Below are 17,279 nucleotides of genomic sequence, written 5' to 3' on the forward strand. Positions count from 1 at the left end.
TGTGGGAGAGTAGGACGCCGCCGAACAATCATTGTGGGAAAGCCCCGCACCAACCCTTACGGGTTCGGTGCGGGGCTTTTCTGCGTTTACCCGACCGTCCGCGAAGAATCCGGATGAGGTCGGGATGGTGGGCTGGTTAGGATCCCGGGCTATGAACGAGTACGTGATACGGGGAGTACGGGCCGAGGACTGGGCCAAGGTGAAGGAGCTGCGGATCGCGGCACTGCGGGATCCGGCTGCGCCGGTGGCCTTCCTGGAGACGCTCGAGGAGGGTGAGGGACGGAGCGATGCGTTCTGGCGGGACAGGGCGGCCGGGGCTGCGCTGGGCGGGCGGGTCCGGCAGTTCGTCACCGAGGGCGCCGGCGGGGAATGGGTGGGAACGGTGACCGTGCTCATCGAGGAAGCCGGCACGGCCGACCTCTTCGACGGGGAGATCGAGCAGACTCAGGGGCACCTGGTGGGCGTGTTCGTCCGGCCCGAGCAGCGGGGGACCGGGCTGACCGAGGCGTTGTTCGGTGCCGCGCTGGAGTGGGCCTGGGGGCTGCAGGAGCCCGTGCTGGCGCGCGTACGGCTCTTCGTGCACGAGGAGAACGCGCGGGCCGCCGCGTCCTACCGGCGGTTCGGGTTCGTGCCCAGCGGGAAGGTCGTGCCGATGCCGACCGATCCGTCCGCGAAGGAGCTGGAGTACGTGTTCCCGCGGCCCGTTTAGCGGGCGGCTACGGGGAGGTCCGCTTCCGGCCAGCGGGAGCGGGCCTGCTCGCGGCTGCGGCACAGGGCGAGGAGCGGGAGCGTCGTGTCCTGGAGGAGCTGCGGCAGTTGGGGGATCGGGGCCACGGCGGCGACGTCCTCGAAGACCAGGGTCAGTGGTGGGTCGAGCCGACCGTCGGATGACCGTGCGGCCATGCGGCGGCCGTGCTCGACCACGCTGGAGGCGAGTGCGGTCAGCAGGGGCATCGCACCGGGGTGGGCCCGGGGGTCTTCCAGGGGTTCGCCCACCACGTAGAGGGTGCCCCCTTCGGAGACGAACGATGCGAGGGCGAGGGAATCGGTTCGGTTCGGGCTGCAGGATTCCCGGATGTGGATCGAGGAGAGCGCTGTCAGGGCCCGGGCCGTGAGGTGTTGGGCCTGTTCGCGGCGGTCGGGGTGCGCGGTGAGGGCGCTCTCCAGCTCGCCGGCGGCGCCGGGGGCGGCCGTGGCGGCCTGGGGGTGGGTGCGCAGGATGCGGACCGGCTCCTGGGCGTTGGTGCCCTGGGCCCAGCGGTGCAGTTGCTTGAAGGGGCGGTTGTCCAGGGCGGCGGCTTGGAGCCAGCTGCGGAGGAGCGTTTCCGCGGTGTCCGCGAGGGCGGAGTCCATCCGGGCCTGGGGGCGGACCGGGGCGAGCAGGGCGATGGCGCGGGCGGCGGCGGTGGCGCGGTCCGCGCAGCCTTCTGTGGGGCTCCAGTGGATGCGGGCGGGGGTGTCGCAGAGGTGGGAGGGGTCGTAGAGGAGGACGGGGCCCAGCTTCGAGCGGGCGTCCTTCGTGTCGGCCCAGAGGGTGGGGGAGGACGTGATCACGAGGATCGCGCCGGGGGCGGCTGTGATGGCCGCCGTGGCGGCCGTGGTCCGGGCCGCGGGTGGGGCGTAGGCGAGGCCGTGGGTTTGGGGTGGGGTGTGCGGCTGCATCGGGCTCGGGGCGTAGCCGAAGCCGTAGCGGTACGCCTCGTCCGTGGGGGCGGGTGCGGAGCCCTGGCCGGGGGCTCTGCCTGCGGGGTGGGGGACCGTGGGTGGGTACGGCGTCGTCGTTGCGGGGGGCCGGCCCCCGGGCTCCTGCTCCTTGAGCGCCGGAGGCGCTGAAAGGACCTGCGGTGCCGGGTGGGGCTCGGTGGGGGGCGAGACCGTGGGCGGGTGCGGGGCCGTTGCCGGGGGTCGGCCGCCGGACCCCGGCTCCTCGAACGCCGGAGGGGCTGAGTGGGCCGGGGAGGGCTGGCCTGCGGTGGGGGTGTGGGCTGTGTGAGCTTGTCCGGGCCCTGGAGTCGGCCCGCCGTGCCCGCCCTGCTGGGTCTTCAGGCGGTGGCGGGACCTGGTGCGGGCCACTACGCCCAGGGTGAAGATGGTCAGGACCAGGAGGACCAGGAGCTGGCTGATGAACAGGCCCCAGAAGAGGCCCCAGTTGGAGAGGGCCTCGGGGGGTGTGTCCGGCCAGGCGGCCGGGATGTCGTGGGGTTGAGCTATCAGGGAGCGGACCGCGGTCGGGGTGCGGGTGAAGGTGACCTTGCTCGGCCAGGCGCCCTTCGTGAAGAGGGCCGCCAGGCCGGTGGCCGTCCAGGTGAGGACGGCCAGGCCGAGGAGGAAGGCCAGGAGGCCTACGAGGAGGCCGTCCGGGATGCCGCCCTGGGGGCGGGGGGCCGGGTGGTCCGTGCGGTCGGGCATGTCAGGCCACCGTGGTGGCCGAGCCGCCGGCGTTGCGGTGGCGTTCCATCAGGAGGGCCCGCTCCTCTGTCTCCAGTTCGGCGGCGAGGAGGTCGTCGGGCAGGCGGTGCTGGACCGAGGACTCGGTCATGGCGCGGTCGGTGAAGACCAGGGGGCGTTCGGCCTCGGTGATCAGGTGTTTGACGACCTGGACGTTGCCGTTGACGTCCCAGACCGCGATGCCCGGGGTGAGGGTGGGGATGATTTCCACCGCCCAGCGGGGGAGGCCCAGGACGCGGCCCGTGGCGCGGGCCTCGTCCGCCTTCTGGGCGTAGATCGTGCGGGTCGAGGCCATTTTGAGGATGGCCGCCGCCTCTCGGGCCGCCGCGCCGTCGACCACGTCCGAGAGGTGGTGGACCACCGCCACGAAGGACAGGCCGAGGCGCCGGCCGAACTTGAGGAGGCGCTGGAAGAGCTGGGCCACGAAGGGGCTGTTGATGATGTGCCAGGCCTCTTCGACCAGGAAGATGCGCTTCTTGCGGTCCGGGCGGATCCAGGTGTGTTCCAGCCACACGCCGACGATCGCCATCAGGATCGGCATGGCGATGGAGTTGCGGTCGATGTGGGAGAGGTCGAAGACGATCAGGGGGGCGTCGAGGTCGATGCCCACGGTCGTCGGGCCGTCGAACATGCCGCGCAGGTCGCCGTCGACCAGGCGGTCGATGACGAGCGCGACGTCCAGGCCCCAGGCGCGGACATCGTCTATGGCCACGTTCATCGAGAGGGCCGACTCGGGTTCCGGGTGGCGCAGTTGTTCCACGATGTCCATCAGGACCGGCTGGCGGTCCGTGATCGTTTCCACGACGTACGCGTGCGCGACCTTCAGGGCGAAGCCGGAGCGTTCGTCCAGGCCGTGGCCCATGGCGACTTCGATGATGGTGCGGAGCAGCGCGAGCTGACCCGTCGCGGTGATCGCCGGGTCGAGGGGGTTGAGGCGGATCCCGTCGTCGTTCGCGGCGATGGGGTCCAGGCGGATGGGGGTTATTCCCAGCTGCTGGGCGATGAGGTTCCACTCGCCGACGCCGTCCTCGCCCTGGGCGTCCAGGACGACGACCTGGCGGTCCCGGAAGCGGAGCTGGCGCAGGACGTACGTCTTCTCCAGGGCTGATTTGCCGTTGCCCGATTCGCCCAGGACCAGCCAGTGGGGGGCCGGCAGTTGCTGGCCGTAGAGCTGGAAGGGATCGTAGATGTAGCCCTTGCCGCTGTAGACCTCACGGCCGATGATGACGCCGGAGTCGCCGAGTCCGGGCGCGGCGGTGGGGAGGTAGACCGCCTGTGCCTGGCCCGTCGACGTGCGGACGGGCAGGCGCGTGGTTTCTACCTTGCCGAACAGGAAGCTGGTGAAGGCGTCCGTCAGGGCGGACATGGGATCTCGCATGGGCGGCCATTCCCTCCAGCTAGCGTCGGATGCCGGTGGCGAACGGCAGGGTGTTGACGAAGGCGCGGTGGTGCTCGCGGTCGCACCATTCGAGTTTCAGGTAGGACTTGCCCGCCGAGGCGCGAATGGTGCGCTTGTCGCGGGCGAGGGCTTCGGGGGAGCGGGAGGAGACCGTGATGTATCCGACCAGGTTGACGCCGGCGGCGCCGCTCGCGAGGTCTTCGCCGCGCTGGTCGAGCCGGCCGTGGGCGGCGATGTCGCGGGGGTCGACGGTGCGGTTCATCTTGGCGGCGCGGCTGGCGTCGGCCTCGTCGTTGGTCTTCTCCGTGAGCATGCGCTCGATGGCGATCTCGGTGGGTTCCAGGTCCATGGTGACGGCGACCGTGCGGATCACGTCGGGGGTGTGGACCAGGAGCGGGGCGAGGAAGTTCACGCCGACCGGGGTCATCGGCCATTCCTTCACCCAGGCCGTGGCGTGGCACCAGGGGGCGCGGGTGGAGGATTCGCGGGTCTTGGCCTGGAGGTAGGTCGGTTCGACGGCGTCCAGTTCGGCGGGCCAGGCGTTGCGCTTGGTCATGGCCTGGATGTGGTCGATGGGGTGGTCCGGGTCGTACATGGAGTGCACGAGGGAGGAGAGGCGCCCCTGGCCGAGCGGCTGGCGGACGCGGATGTCGGCCTCGGCGAGGCGGGCGCAGATGTCGGTGAGCTCGCGGGCCATGACGATGGCGAGGCCGGCGTCGCGGTCGACCCGGCGGCCCTTGTGGGGGGCCGCGGCGCGGGCGATGGTGTGGGCCTCGGCGGCGAGTTCGCGGGTGAAGTGGATGCAGGCGACGAGGTACGCGCGGTGCTGCTCGGAGGAGGTCGACACCATCGACTGGAGCTGGTCGTACGAATCGCGCAGCCAGACGGGGGCGCTGGTGTTGCCGCGGGCGGCGACGTCCTTGTCGTGGGCCTCCGGGTCGGCGGGCAGGGTGCGTACGAGCATCTGGAGGCGGGTGACGAAGCCGTCGCCGTTGGCGACGTGCTTGAGGAGGGTGCCGAAGCGGTCGACGAGGGCCTCCTGGTCCTCGCTGTCGCGCAGGCCCACGCCGGGGCCCTCGATCTCGATGGCCGCGGTGACGGTTCTGCGGTCCGCGTGGAGCAGGACGGCGATCTCGTCGGGGCCGAAGGGGGCGGCGAGCCAGTTGATGCGGCCGATGCCGGGCGGCGGACCGACCTCGACCTCGCGGCCGTCGCCGGCGCGGATGCCCGCTTCCATGGCGCCGGAGCGGAAGGTCGTGCCGCGGCGCAGGGTGCGCTTGAAGCTGCGGTTGATCTCGAACCAGCGGTAGAAGGTGCGGCCGCGGTAGGGGACGTAGACGGCGGCGAGGGCGAGCATCGGGAAGCCGGCGAGGGAGACGATGCGCAGGGTGAGGGCGGGGACGAGCAGTCCGCTCATCATGCCGAGGAACGCGCCGACGATGATCAGGGCGATCTCGCCGGTCTCGCGGTTCTTGCCGACGATCGCGTTCGGCCGGGCCCGGCCGATGAGATACGTGCGGCGGGGCGTGACCGGGTGGAGCTGGTGCGACTGGGTCGTCACCGCCCGTCACCTCCTGTGTTCCTCGTGCTGGAGCCCGTACGGGGCGGGGGTGCGGCGGCGGGGGCGCCGCCCTTCCCGCCGCCGGAGCCGCGGCTGCTGTGCGCGGCCATGCCTCCGGAGATCTGGTTGTCGCCGCCGGCGCGGTGGGCGCCGCCGCCGCTGTTTCCGGCTCCGCCTCCGCCGCCGCGGCTGCTGTGGGTCTTGATGCCCTGGGAGACCAGGGAGGCCGGGGAGCTGATGACGGCGGCCGCCTGGGCGCCGTCGGTGGCCTTGCTGCGGTTGGTGCGGGCGGAGGCGATCTCGTCGCCGAAGCCGGGGACGAAGCGGTAGATCATCGCGGAGGCGAAGATCGCCAGGAGGATGATCGCGAGGCCGGAGACGACGGCGGAGAAGGCGTTCGGGCCCTTTTCCCCGGCGAGGGCTCCGGCGAGGCCGAGGACGATGACGATCACTGGTTTGACGAGGATGACCGCGATCATGATGCCCGCCCAGCGGCGGACGTGGCCCCAGAGGTTGCGGTCGACGAGGCCGGCGTAGACGACGGTGCCGAGCAGGGCGCCGACGTAGAGGAGCGCGGCGCGGATCACGAGCTCGAGGCAGAGGATGCCGGCGGCGAGGACGGTGACGAGGGCGACGACGATCAGCATGATCGGGCCGCCGCCGATGTCGTCGCCCTTTTTGAGGGCCTCGGCGAAGGAGCCGAAGAAGACGTCGGTCTGGCCGCCGGTCGCGGAGGCGATGACCTCGGTGACGCCGTCGGTGGCGGAGACGACGGTGTAGAGGATGAGGGGGGTGAAGGCGGAGGCGAGGACGGTGAGCCAGAGGAAGCCGATGGCTTCGGACATGGCGGTGGTGAAGGGGACGCCGCGGATGGCTCGTTTGGCGACGGCGAAGAGCCAGAGGACGAGCGTGAGGATGGTGGAGGCGGCGAAGACGATGGCGTACTGCTTGAGGAAGGCGCCGTTGGTGAAGTCGACGTTGGCGGTGCCGTTCACTGCCTTGCTGAGTTCGCCGACGATCCAGGCTGCGGCGTCGGCGCAGCCCTTTGCGAGGGAGGAGAGGGGGTTGAGGGCGTCAGCGGGGTCGTTGGGCGCGAGGCCTGCGCCTGGGCCGTTGGGGGCGGTGCCCTCGCGGTTGCAGTACTGCTTGGCAGGACCGATGAGCAGGTCGCACGGGTCGTTGTCGGGCAGCCGGGACGGGGTCGGCGTGGGGCTGGGGGCGGCGTAGGCGCGGGTTGCCAGGGCCGCGACGGCCAGTTGGGCGGTGATGATCACGCCGGCCCGGAGCCGGAGGCTAGCGGGCATAGGTGAAGCCTCCGAAGTCCTTGACGGCCTTGCTGATGTCCTCGGAAGGCGACGCGACGGCGTCACCGGGAACGGGCGCCGGACCGTCCGCCTGGGAGTCGGAGACGACCTTCCAGTCTCCGCTCGACCAGGCCAGTTCGAACGTCCAGGTCTTCCACGTCGTGCGTACGGGGTCGGTGGACTTCGTCCCGGACATGCCGATGAGACCCGTGTACCAGACGGAGACCTTCGCGTTCGTGGGCGTGTAGCCGTCGGTACGGGTGCCGACGGGGACGGCCCGGGTGACGAAGGTGCTGTCCTGCGGGGCGTTGCCGTTCGCGTCGAGTCCGAGCTTGGCGAGGAACGCGGCGGAGTACGCCTCGTCCTGGGGGCCTCTCAGTTTGGCGGCCGCGTCCGGTGTGTAGATCCCGTCCACGAGCCTGTGCCGGGTGTTCTTCTTGAACATGCCGTCGGAGCCCAGTGCCACCGCGTAGTTCGCCGCTGCCGACTGGGCGCCCTGTTCGGTCTGGGCGAAGCCCTTCGGGATGCCCGCGGACTTGCCGTCGACCGGGGCGACGCCCGTGGGTGCCGTCGGGTTGGTGGCCGTGGGGGCCTTGTCCGCGGTGGGGGGGTCTTCCGGGGTTCGGGACTGGTTGGCGAAGGCGATGGCTGCGATGAGGAGGACCACTACGCCGACGACGGTGATCAGGCCTCGGGGGGTGCGGCGGGGTGGGGCGTACGGGTCCGAGGGCTCCGGGAAGCGGGTACGGGTCTGGCCGGTGCCGCCGACCTCGCCGCCACCGTATTGGTCGTCGGTGCTCATTCGGTGTTCGCCCCCTCCGCGTCGTACGACGGTAGCGCTGGTTGAGTCCTCATCGGGGCTCGGGCTAGACGGCCATTCCGTAGACGATCGTGAAGAGGGTGCCCAGTGAGCCGATGATGAAGACGCCCGTCAGGCCGGCCACGATGAGGCCCTTGCCCTGTTCCGCGCTGAAGGTGTCGCGCAGTGCGGTGGCGCCGATGCGCTGCTTGGCCGCGCCCCAGATGGCGATGCCGAGGCAGAGCAGGATCGCTACGGCCATGACCACCTCGATCATGACCTTCGCTTCGTTGCCGAGACTGCCGAACGGCCCCCAGTTCGGGGCGATTCCGCCGATGATGGTGGTGATGTCGCCCTTTTCGGCTGCCAGGATCATGTAACTCACCGCCCCTGTATGGGTAGTTCCGGTCGCCCGTGCCCGGACGGCAGGGGTCACGCTCTATCTTCCCTGATGAAACCGCCGTCGGATGTCGACTTGACCGCTCTCTTTACCCGATCTGTCGCCCCGGGTGTCGTCCGTATGTCCTGACCTGGGGTCGGGCGGCGTGTGGGGGAAAGAACGTATGGTCACTCTGTGTATCACGCGGCGTGACTGCGGGCAATGATTGTCGTCTCGGTGCGGTGGTGGTCCGGAGGGGGCCGCGCCGTTTGGCGCAATGGGCCGGGCGGCTTCGGGCCGTGTCGGGGGTGTGGTCCGACATTCCGTCAGTCGGGTCGTACGGGTGGTTTGTTGCGGGTGATGCTCCATGTGGATCAATGCGGATGCGTCCGGCCGGTGGGCGCCGGCGACGACTGCGACGTGGCCTTACGGGAGCCAGTGCGGGGGGCGGGTGAGGGAGGGCGGGATGCGGGTCGCGGGGTTGCCGCGGGCGGCGTTCAGCTGGGGCTGGGTGAGGAAGAGGGCGTCGGTGAGGTCGGCGTCGCGCAGGTCGGTGTCGCGGAAGTCCGCGCCGATCAGGTCGGCCGTGCGCAGGTCGGCGCCCTTGAGGTCGGCGGCGATCAGGTAGGCGCCGCGGAGGTTGGCGCCGCGCAGGCTGGCGCCGGGGAGGCGGGCGCCCATCAGGTCGGCGCCGCGGTGGTTCTTCTTGCGGCCCGCCACCGTGGACCGTACGAGCTCGCTGGTCCGCAGGAGGAGGGCGTTCGCGTCCTGGCGCAGCGGGGTGATGTCGAACTCCGCCAGGGCTTGCGGGGTGGCCTCCGTCCACCGGGTGGTGTCGGCCAGGGCCGTGCGCAGCTGCGTGTGGAGGGGGCGCGCGGCGGGCAGGGCGAGGGTGTCGGTGCGGGTGAGGGCCTCGGCGAGGTAGCAGAGCAGCTCGTGGAGGTTCCGCATCACCGGGAAGACGGTGAACATGGCGGCCCGGGTGGCGGGGTGGGAGCGCCAGTCCCGGCCGCCGAAGGTGTGCTGGGAGACCTGCTGGCCGGCGCCGAAGCAGTCGAAGACGGTGCAGCCGGGGAAGCCCTTGTCGCGCAGGCCGGTGTGGATGCCGCAGCCGAAGTCCTGCCGGAGGTTCTTGCAGGGGGTGCCGGCGGGCTTGTTCACGGCGAAGTCGGTGGATCTGGAGAAGGGCAGGGCCACGCAGCAGAGCGCGAAGCAGTTGGCACAGTCCGCCCGCAGGAGGGGGAGCGGGAGCGGGGGAGGGGTGGCGGGGCCGGTGGGCTGGGGCTTGGGCACGTCCTCATTGTCTCCCCGTGGGGGAGTTGGGCGGTGCGCGGGTGGCCGGCGAACGGAAAGCCCTTGATCGCCGCGGGAGGGTCCGGGGAGCATCGGCGTATGACCGAAGTGATCGCAGTAGCCGTCATCACCTTCCTCGCCGTCATCAGTCCCGGCGCGGATTTCGCCATGGTCGTCCGCAACAGCTACCTCTACGGGCGGCCCACCGGGCTGTTCGCGGCCGCCGGGGTCGCGGCCGGGGTGCTGGTCCACGTCTCCTACACGATGCTCGGGGTCGGTCTGCTGATCGCCTCCTCCGCCGAACTGTTCACGGTGATCAAGCTCGCGGGCGCCGCGTACCTGGTGTGGATCGGGATACGGACCTTCCGGGCGCGCACCGAGGTGGCGGTGGACCTGGAGGAGAAGGGCGGGCTGACGCCGTTCGGGGCGCTCAGGAGCGGCTTCCTGACCAACGTGCTCAACCCGAAGACCACGCTGTTCGTCGTCTCCACCTTCACGCAGGTGGTCGGGCCGGGGACGCCGGTGTGGCAGCAGGCCGGGTACGGGCTGTTCATGTCGGCGGCGCACCTGGGCTGGTTCGGGGCGGTCGCGCTGTTCTTCTCCAACTCCCGTCTGCGCGACCGGATGCTGAAGGCGCAGAAGGCGCTGAACCGGGCCATCGGCTCGGTCCTGGTCGGGCTCGGGGTGGGGCTGGGCTTCGCCCGCTGAGCCTTCGGGGCGCGCGGCCGGTGGGGGTCCGTGGAGGTCCGTGGGGGCCGGTGGCCGTCCGTGGGGCCCCGTGGGGGCTGGTGGTCGCGGATTACCAGTCGGTAGCGTGGCCGTCATGGGTGCCGAGAGTGCTGTCAGTGACATCAGCGATGTCGAGGGCTTCTACGAGCGGATCGACGCCGGGCGGTTCCTGGCGACCGGCTACACGCGCGGCCCGTGGGATCCGGGCTCGCAGCACGCGGGTCCGCCGGCCGCGCTGCTCGGGCGGGCGGTCGAGGAACGGCCGGGCGGGCGCTCCGACATGCGGATCGCCCGGATCACCTACGAGATCCTGCGCCCGGTGCCGATCGGCCCGCTGGAGCTGACGACCAGTGTGCTGCGGGCCGGCCGGGGGACCGAGGTGGTCGAGGCCGCGCTCGCGCCCGCCGGGGCCGCTCCGGTGATGCTCGCGCGGGCGCTGCGGATCCGGGTGGCGGAGGAGTCCGTACCGTCGGTCGCGCCGGCGGCGGAACTGCCGCCGCCCGGGGAGGTGGGGCCGACGCCGTTCTTCCCGGTGCCGTGGGAGCAGGGGTACCACTCGGCGATGGAGACCCGTTTCACGCGGGGCGCGTTCGTCGAACTGGGTCCCGGGACCTGCTGGATGCGGATGAAGGTGCCGCTCGTGGCCGGGGAGGAGCCCCGGCCCCTGGACCGGGTGCTGGTCGCGGCGGACTCCGGCAACGGCATCAGCGCCGCCGTGGACTTCGGCCGGTACCTCTTCGTCAACGGCGACCTCACCGTGCACCTGCACCGCCATCCGGCCGGTGAATGGGTGTGCGTGGAGGCCCGTACGAGCGTGGACGCGGCGGGCATCGGGCTGGCGGACGCACGGCTGCACGACGAGAAGGGCCCGATCGGGCGGAGCGCGCAGAGCCTGTTCGTCGCTCCCCGGGGGTAGGGGAGAGGGAGGGCTCAAGTACTTCGTATCGTCATATGAGTTCACCCGTCCGCTCCGGTCCGTGCTCCAAGTGCCTCGGGTGCGGCGGTTCCTGCGGGGCCTGCCCGGCGGGATGATTCGACACGGGGTGGCGGGAGCGCCGGGAAAAGCCGTTCGATGGGGGAAGGTTGGCGGGTGCGCAGACTCTGGGTGGTCGGTGGAATCAGCTTCGGGGCATGCCTGTGCTTTCTCGCCCTGCTCGTGATCGGTACGTACTCGGCGGCCGCGGGCATCGCGACCGGCGTCGGCGGGCGGGCTTCCGGGCTCGCGAAGGGGGCCGTGCCGGGGAAGTACCAGTCCCTCGTGCAGAAGTGGGGCAACCTCTGTCCGACGCTCACCCCGGCGGTGCTGGCGGCCCAGCTGTACTCGGAGAGCGGCTGGAACCCGGGCGCGGTGAGCCCGGCCGACGCGCGGGGCATCGCGCAGTTCATCCCGGGCACGTGGGCGACGCAGGGCATCGACGGGGACGGCGACGGGGACCGTGACATCTGGGACCCGAACGACGCGATCCCGTCGGCGGCTTCGTACGACTGCGCGCTGGCGCGGTACGTGTCCAAGGTGCCCGGGGACGCGGTGAAGAACATGCTGGCCGCCTACAACGCGGGTCCCGGCGCGGTGAAGCAGTACGGGGGCGTCCCGCCGTACCGGGAGACCCAGGGGTACGTGAAGACGATCACGACCCTCGCCAAGAGCTTCGAGGCCCCGGTCGGACGGGTCGCGCCCTCGCAGCAGGCCGCCGGGGCGATCTACTTCGCGCAGAAGCAGTTGGGGACCCCGTACCTGTGGGGCGGCAACGGCACGCCCGAGCAGGGCGGGCGGTTCGACTGCTCGGGTCTGACCAAGGCCGCGTACGAGTCGGTGGGGGTCGATCTGCCGCGCGTGGCGAACGACCAGTACAACGCCGGTCCGCATCCCTCGCGCGCGGAACTCCTGCCGGGGGACCTGGTGTTCTTCTCCGACGATCTGACGAACTCCCGGGAGATCCGGCACGTCGGGCTCTACGTCGGCGGCGGATACATGATCAACGCCCCGTTCACCGGAGCGGTCATCCGCTTCGACAAGATCGACACGCCCGACTACTTCGGCGCGACGCGGGTGACGAAGGACGGGGCGGAGGCCTTGCCCCGGCGCGAGGGCGTCGGCAACGCAGTGTGAACCGAAGGCCCTGAGCTGCAACGATGAGTCACTCTTCGATAACGTTGGGGTGATCATTCGGTGGAGAGCGGAACGTAGCCGCCAGAACGGGCGTTCCATGGTCACTGGGGGCAGCACGAGCGGAAGCGCCGGATTGATCACCGGGGGGCGAAGGGCCGCACACAGGCGTGCGGCCGTACGGGTACCAAGGCAAGGGCAAGGGGCCGCATCACCATGGCTGGACTCACAACAGGTGGGCCGAACGTGGATGTAAGCCTGCTGTACGAGATCAACGGACTGGCGCGGCAGGCCCCCGGCTGGCTGGACCGGACCGTCGCGGTCCTCGGGGAGTACGGGATCCTGCTCGCCCTCGTGCTCCTGGTGCTGTGGTGCTGGCGCGGAGCGCGCCGGCAGGACGAGCCCGCCGCCGTCGAGACCTTCGCCGCCCTCGTGTGGGCCCCGCTCGCCGCCTCGGGCGCGCTGCTCCTCAACATCCCGCTGCGGGAGTTCGTGGGCCGGCCGCGGCCGGCCGCGCAGCACGGCGGGATCGAGGTGCTGGAGCCCGGCGCCGGGATGGGACACGGCGCCTTCTCGTTCGTCAGCGACCACGCCACGCTCGCGATGGCGCTCGGCGTCGGCCTGTTCGTCGCCCACCGCAAGCTCGGCTTCATCGGGATCGGGCTGGCCCTGCTGGAGGGGTTCACCCGGGTCTACACCGGCCGGCACTATCCGACCGACGTCATCGGCGGGCTCGCGCTGGGCACCGCGGTGGTGCTGCTGCTCGCTCCGATCGCGATGGCGCTGCTGACCCCGGTCGTACGGGCCGTGGCCCGGTCCCCGCGCCTGGGCGTACTGGTACGGGCGCGCGACCGCGTGCTGGCCCGCCCGGTGGACCTCGCGGCGACGGAGCCCGCGGGGCGCGGGCACGAGAGCGATCTCGCCGCCTGACGGGCCGCTCCGGGCGGTGTCCGGAGCCTCAGCCGATGCGGTACGAGTCCCAGACGCTCAGCACCACGGCCGCCAGCAGGCACAGCGCCGCGGCCCCGAAGCAGACGCGGACCGCCGCCGGGCGGGAACGCGGGGGCGGGGTCACGGATCGCCGCCGTGGTCCGGGGTGTCCGCATCCGTGTCGGAGCGCCGGTAGCGGGAGCGCAGCCACAGGCCGGTGGCGGTGGCCGCGGCGGCGGTGACCCCGATGGCCAGGGCGACGTCGCCGGGCCCGTCGGCCGTGCCCACGGGACTGGCCCGGGCCGGCGCGGCGAGGGCGAACGCGATCAGGAGGGCCCAGGTGAGGGCGGCGAGTCGGGGCGCGGGTCCGGGCATGAGTCAAGGGCAACCGCTCCCGGGCGCGTCGGCCAGCCGGGCCGTCCGATCGGGCGACCCGGCCCGGGCCGTTCCCCGCGGCACGGACCGGCAGGATCCGAAGGGACGGCCTACCCCGGGGCGTGGCCGGTGGCGTCCTTGCGGGCCAGGTCGCGGGAGCGGCGGGCCGGGCCGCGCCAGCCGCACGTACAGGCGGCGAGGCTGAACGAGCCCCGCTCGGAGGTGCTCGTCGCATGAGGCGGCTGACCGGTGGAGGGCGCCGGCGCCGTGCCCGAGGGATCGCGGGGCAGCGGCACTGAGGCAAGCGGAGGGACGAGAGTCGCTTCGGTGTGCGGTTCCACTCCACCAAGGTACCGGGCCGGGCGCGGGTGGGGCACTGGCCCGGGGCGAGGAGGCCGCGGCCGTGACGGGAGGCCCGGGACCTCGTTAAGCGGAGCGGGTGGGGCCTCGGGCAAAAAGCGGTCACGCGTTGGGGGTTGGCAGGCGATGGTGGTGCACCAGCACAGGCGGGGTCGCGCGGGCCGGGCTGCGGTCGCGGTCGGCCTGGCCCTGACGGTGGCGGCGTTGAGCGGGTGCGGCGGCGACGCCGTGGCGGGCGACGACGGCCGGGCCGCGGGCGAGGGCCGGGCCGCGGACGGCATCCGGGCCGCGGGCGATCCGGCGGCGACGGTCCGCGCGGCCGCCGACGCGCTCGCCCGGACCGGGAGCGCGCAGGCCCGTACGGCCATGGAAATGGCCACCGGCGGCACCCGGGTCACGATCCGCGGCGAGGGCGGGGTCGACTTCAAGAACCGGATGGGGCAGCTGCTCGTCATGCTCCCCGACGACGCCAAGGGCAAGGCCGAGCACCGGCCCATCACCGAGCTGCTGGTGCCCGGCGCGCTCTACATGAAGAACCGGGGCGCGGGCGTCCCCGCCGACAAGTGGGTCCGCGTGGACACGACGGCCCTGGCCGACGGGAACCTCGTGACCGGCGGGGCCACCGACCCGATGGCCGCCGCCGAGCTGCTGCGCGGGGCGCAGCAGGTGACGTACGTGGGCGAGACCGAGGTCGGCGGGACCAAGGTGCGGCACTACCGGGGTACGACGGACATCGCGCGGGCCGCGGCGCAGGCCTCACCGGCGGTGAAGGGGGCGCTGGAGGCGGCGGCGAAAGGGTTCGGCAAGGACGCGGTGCCCTTCGACGCCTACCTCGACTCCGAGGGGCTGCTGCGGAAGGTCCGCCACCGCTTCACCTACGTCAACGATGGCGTGATCGATGTGTCCTCCACCACGCTGCTCTACGGTTTCGGGACCCCGGTCGCCGTCGTATTGCCCGCCGAAGGGGACATTTACGCCGGGAAGATCGCCGATTAGCCGGCCGGAGCCCCCGGGGGCGGCGCGATCGGGCCATGGCCGGGTAGCCGGAAATGGTCCTTCCGTGTCATGCGCGCCGCGCCGCGCGCTCCCTACGCTGAGAAGCCGAGCGCCGGCGACCGGACGACGGCAGATTGAGGTGACACGCGTGACTCCCGCAGGCGGTTCGACGGTGCAGGACCTCGTGGCTCTCGCCGAGATCGAGCTGTGCGGAGAGTTGATCATCGCGGCGTCGGCCGTGGCCGAGGAGAGGCTCAGCCAGGACCGGATCGACGAGGTGCTGATGGGCGTCTGGTCCGGCTGACCCCCGTTCCCCGGGCCGGCTTCAGGTGCGCAGCAGCCGGGCGATCGCCTTCGTGGCTTCCTCGACCTTGGCGTCGATCTCTCCCCCGCCCTTGAGGGCGGCGTCGGCGACGCAGTGCCGCAGGTGCTCCTCCAGGAGCTGGAGCGCGAAGGACTGGAGCGCCTTCGTGCTGGCCGAGACCTGGGTGAGTATGTCGATGCAGTAGACGTCCTCGTCGACGAGGCGCTGGAGGCCCCGGATCTGGCCCTCGATCCGGCGCAGGCGCTTGAGGTGCTCGTCCTTCTGGTGGTGGTAGCCGTGCACCGCGCCGGGGGCCGGGCCGGCTGCCGCCGCGTCCGCCGCCGGGGCCGTCACGGCGTCCGCCGCCGTGTCCGGGTCCGTGGCCGTGGTGGCTCCGGAGCCCTCCGCCTGGATGGCAGTCATGCGTCCTCCCGTGGTCCGGAATGGGGGACCTATACCCCTCATGGGTATAGGGTACCGGCCCCCGGCCGCTGGGGCAGGGGCCCGTCGTCCTCACTCTGCCTGATGGAGGACACTGGGGAACTGCCGGTTAGCCGTGGCCGGGGGATGCGCCTAGCATCAGCCTGACCGAATCCAATGCACCCCGAGGACCTCACGTGCGATTTCGTCTGACCCCCAGGGAGACGAGCTTCTACGACATGTTCGCCGCATCCGCGGACAACATCGTCACGGGCTCGAAGCTCCTCATGGAACTGCTCGGAGCGGACTCCTCCGCCCGGGTCGAGATCGCGGAGCGGATGCGGGCAGCGGAGCACGCGGGAGACGACGCGACCCACGCGATCTTCCACCAGCTCAACTCCTCCTTCATTACGCCGTTCGACCGCGAGGACATCTACAACCTGGCGTCCTGCCTCGACGACATCATGGACTTCATGGAGGAGGCGGTCGACCTGGTCGTCCTCTACAACGTGGAGGAACTGCCCAAGGGCGTCGAGCAGCAGATCGAGGTACTGGCGCGCGCGGCCGAGCTGACCGCCGAGGCCATGCCCCACCTGCGCACGATGGAGAACCTGACCGAGTACTGGATCGAGGTCAACCGCCTCGAGAACCAGGCCGACCAGATCCACCGCAAGCTGCTCGCCCAGCTCTTCAACGGCAAGTACGACGCCATCGAGGTGCTGAAGCTCAAGCAGATCGTCGACGTGCTCGAAGAGGCGGCCGACGCGTTCGAGCATGTCGCGAACACGGTGGAGACCATCGCGGTCAAGGAGTCCTGAACCTCGTGGACACCTTCGCTCTGATCGTGACCATCGGTGTCGCGCTCGGCTTTACGTATACGAATGGTTTTCACGACTCCGCGAACGCGATCGCGACCTCGGTCTCGACCCGTGCGCTGACCCCGCGCGCCGCGCTGGCGATGGCCGCGGTCATGAACCTCGCCGGTGCCTTCCTCGGCAGCGGGGTCGCCAAGACGGTGAGCGAGGGGCTGATCGAGACGCCCCACGGCAACCGGGGCATGTGGATCCTCTTCGCGGCGCTCGTCGGCGCGATCGTGTGGAACCTGATCACCTGGTACTTCGGCCTGCCCTCGTCCTCCTCGCACGCGCTGTTCGGCGGCATGGTGGGCGCGGCGCTGGCGGGCGGTACCGAGGTGCTCTGGTCGGGCGTGGTCGACAAGGTCGTCATCCCGATGTTCGTCTCGCCGGTGGTCGGCCTCGTCGTCGGTTACCTGGTCATGGTCGCCATCCTGTGGATGTTCCGCCGGGCCAACCCGCACAAGGCCAAGCGCGGTTTCCGCATCGCGCAGACGGTGTCGGCGGCCGGCATGGCGCTCGGCCACGGTCTGCAGGACGCGCAGAAGACCATGGGCATCGTGATGATGGCCCTGGTCATCGCCGACGTGAACAGCGCGGGCGACGAGATCCCGGTCTGGGTCAAGATCGCGTGTGCCGTGATGCTGTCGCTGGGTACGTACGCGGGCGGCTGGCGCATCATGCGCACCCTCGGCCGCAAGATCATCGAGCTGGACCCGCCGCAGGGCTTCGCGGCCGAGACCACCGGCGCCTCGATCATGTTCGGCTCGGCGTTCCTCTTCCACGCGCCGATCTCCACCACCCACGTGATCACCTCGGCGATCATGGGTGTGGGCGCGACCAAGCGGGTCAACGCGGTCCGCTGGGGCGTCGCCAAGAACATCATCCTGGGCTGGTTCATCACCATGCCGGCCGCGGCGCTGGTCGCGGCCCTCAGCTTCTGGGTGGTCAACCTCGCCTTCGTGTGACCGCGCGCGACGTGGGTGTCCCTGTCCTACGTGCCGTACGCAGCCCAGTGCGC

Annotated in this window: 19 protein-coding genes; 9 read left to right on the forward strand and 10 right to left on the reverse strand. The window is 71.3% G+C overall.

Annotated elements, in window-relative coordinates; translation table 11 throughout:
* The first annotated feature begins 151 nt into the window (after positions 1–151).
* Entirely contained in the window at positions 152–709 is a 558-nt protein-coding gene (locus ACWCP2_RS17990) for a GNAT family N-acetyltransferase (protein ID WP_450909557.1), read from the forward strand.
* Here the strand turns inward: ACWCP2_RS17990 and ACWCP2_RS17995 are convergent.
* The 7 genes from ACWCP2_RS17995 to ACWCP2_RS18025 all read right to left on the reverse strand — a co-directional run bounded on the left by ACWCP2_RS17995 (position 706) and on the right by ACWCP2_RS18025 (position 9,276).
* Positions 706–2,409, reverse strand: a complete 1,704-nt coding sequence (locus ACWCP2_RS17995) for a type VI secretion protein (RefSeq protein WP_450909558.1) — start codon at positions 2,407–2,409, stop codon at positions 706–708. The two genes, ACWCP2_RS17990 and ACWCP2_RS17995, sit on opposite strands and share 4 nt — an antisense overlap.
* A 1-nt stretch (position 2,410) precedes the next feature.
* A complete protein-coding gene (locus ACWCP2_RS18000; RefSeq protein ID WP_250744631.1) occupies positions 2,411–3,826 on the reverse strand; it encodes an ATP-binding protein in 1,416 nt (471 codons plus the stop codon).
* A gap of 19 nt (positions 3,827–3,845) precedes the next feature.
* Positions 3,846–5,408 carry an SCO6880 family protein gene (locus ACWCP2_RS18005; RefSeq protein WP_450909559.1) on the reverse strand — a complete coding sequence of 521 codons (1,563 nt, stop codon included), beginning with the start codon at positions 5,406–5,408 and terminating at the stop codon, positions 3,846–3,848.
* Positions 5,405–6,712, reverse strand: coding sequence for a hypothetical protein (locus tag ACWCP2_RS18010; protein ID WP_450909560.1), 1,308 nt, complete (start codon positions 6,710–6,712; stop codon positions 5,405–5,407). Before ACWCP2_RS18010 ends, ACWCP2_RS18005 begins: the two co-directional genes overlap by 4 nt.
* Positions 6,702–7,514, reverse strand: coding sequence for a hypothetical protein (locus ACWCP2_RS18015; protein ID WP_450909561.1), 813 nt, complete (start codon positions 7,512–7,514; stop codon positions 6,702–6,704). Before ACWCP2_RS18015 ends, ACWCP2_RS18010 begins: the two co-directional genes overlap by 11 nt.
* A 64-nt stretch (positions 7,515–7,578) precedes the next feature.
* Positions 7,579–7,887: a hypothetical protein gene (locus ACWCP2_RS18020; protein WP_008742356.1), complete on the reverse strand. Its 309-nt coding sequence runs from the start codon at positions 7,885–7,887 to the stop codon at positions 7,579–7,581.
* Between the two features lie 429 nt (positions 7,888–8,316).
* Positions 8,317–9,276, reverse strand: coding sequence for a pentapeptide repeat-containing protein (locus ACWCP2_RS18025; RefSeq protein ID WP_450909562.1), 960 nt, complete (start codon positions 9,274–9,276; stop codon positions 8,317–8,319).
* A 6-nt stretch (positions 9,277–9,282) separates the two neighbouring features.
* Here ACWCP2_RS18025 and ACWCP2_RS18030 point away from each other — a divergent pair, with 6 nt between their 5' ends.
* The 4 genes from ACWCP2_RS18030 (at position 9,283) to ACWCP2_RS18045 (ending at position 12,949) form a co-directional block, all read left to right on the forward strand.
* Complete coding sequence (locus tag ACWCP2_RS18030) at positions 9,283–9,891, forward strand: LysE family translocator (RefSeq protein WP_250744626.1); 609 nt, start codon at positions 9,283–9,285, stop codon at positions 9,889–9,891.
* Between the two features lie 115 nt (positions 9,892–10,006).
* On the forward strand, positions 10,007–10,828 hold the full coding sequence (locus ACWCP2_RS18035; RefSeq protein ID WP_450909563.1) for a thioesterase family protein: 822 nt from the start codon (positions 10,007–10,009) through the stop codon (positions 10,826–10,828).
* Between the two features lie 174 nt (positions 10,829–11,002).
* The gene (locus ACWCP2_RS18040) at positions 11,003–12,022 is read left to right on the forward strand and encodes a C40 family peptidase (protein WP_450909564.1); all 1,020 of its coding nucleotides are present in this window, start codon (positions 11,003–11,005) and stop codon (positions 12,020–12,022) included.
* A 213-nt stretch (positions 12,023–12,235) separates the two neighbouring features.
* Entirely contained in the window at positions 12,236–12,949 is a 714-nt protein-coding gene (locus ACWCP2_RS18045) for a phosphatase PAP2 family protein (protein WP_450909565.1), read from the forward strand.
* 141 nt (positions 12,950–13,090) lie between these two features.
* Here the strand turns inward: ACWCP2_RS18045 and ACWCP2_RS18050 are convergent, their stop codons facing one another.
* Complete coding sequence (locus ACWCP2_RS18050) at positions 13,091–13,324, reverse strand: hypothetical protein (RefSeq protein ID WP_450909566.1); 234 nt, start codon at positions 13,322–13,324, stop codon at positions 13,091–13,093.
* A gap of 110 nt (positions 13,325–13,434) precedes the next feature.
* On the reverse strand, positions 13,435–13,620 hold the full coding sequence (locus tag ACWCP2_RS18055) for a hypothetical protein (protein WP_450909567.1): 186 nt from the start codon (positions 13,618–13,620) through the stop codon (positions 13,435–13,437).
* 190 nt (positions 13,621–13,810) lie between these two features.
* Between ACWCP2_RS18055 and ACWCP2_RS18060 the strand changes: the two genes are divergently transcribed.
* Together ACWCP2_RS18060 and ACWCP2_RS18065 are read left to right on the forward strand one after the other, a co-directional pair.
* The gene (locus ACWCP2_RS18060) at positions 13,811–14,680 is read left to right on the forward strand and encodes a hypothetical protein (RefSeq protein ID WP_450909568.1); all 870 of its coding nucleotides are present in this window, start codon (positions 13,811–13,813) and stop codon (positions 14,678–14,680) included.
* A 148-nt stretch (positions 14,681–14,828) separates the two neighbouring features.
* On the forward strand, positions 14,829–14,984 hold the full coding sequence (locus ACWCP2_RS18065; RefSeq protein WP_250744641.1) for a hypothetical protein: 156 nt from the start codon (positions 14,829–14,831) through the stop codon (positions 14,982–14,984).
* Positions 14,985–15,005: 21 nt separating this feature from the next.
* Here ACWCP2_RS18065 and ACWCP2_RS18070 read toward each other — a convergent pair whose 3' ends face one another.
* Complete coding sequence (locus ACWCP2_RS18070) at positions 15,006–15,407, reverse strand: metal-sensitive transcriptional regulator (protein ID WP_450909569.1); 402 nt, start codon at positions 15,405–15,407, stop codon at positions 15,006–15,008.
* Positions 15,408–15,601: 194 nt separating this feature from the next.
* Between ACWCP2_RS18070 and ACWCP2_RS18075 the strand changes: the two genes are divergently transcribed.
* Both ACWCP2_RS18075 and ACWCP2_RS18080 read left to right on the forward strand, forming a co-directional pair.
* Entirely contained in the window at positions 15,602–16,222 is a 621-nt protein-coding gene (locus ACWCP2_RS18075) for a DUF47 domain-containing protein (RefSeq protein WP_266878908.1), read from the forward strand.
* Between the two features lie 5 nt (positions 16,223–16,227).
* Positions 16,228–17,226 (forward strand): inorganic phosphate transporter, encoded by a 999-nt coding sequence (locus tag ACWCP2_RS18080; RefSeq protein ID WP_266878906.1) that lies wholly within the window; start codon positions 16,228–16,230, stop codon positions 17,224–17,226.
* Positions 17,227–17,279 lie beyond the last annotated feature (53 nt).

Source organism: Streptomyces sp. NPDC002104, from assembly GCF_053593795.1.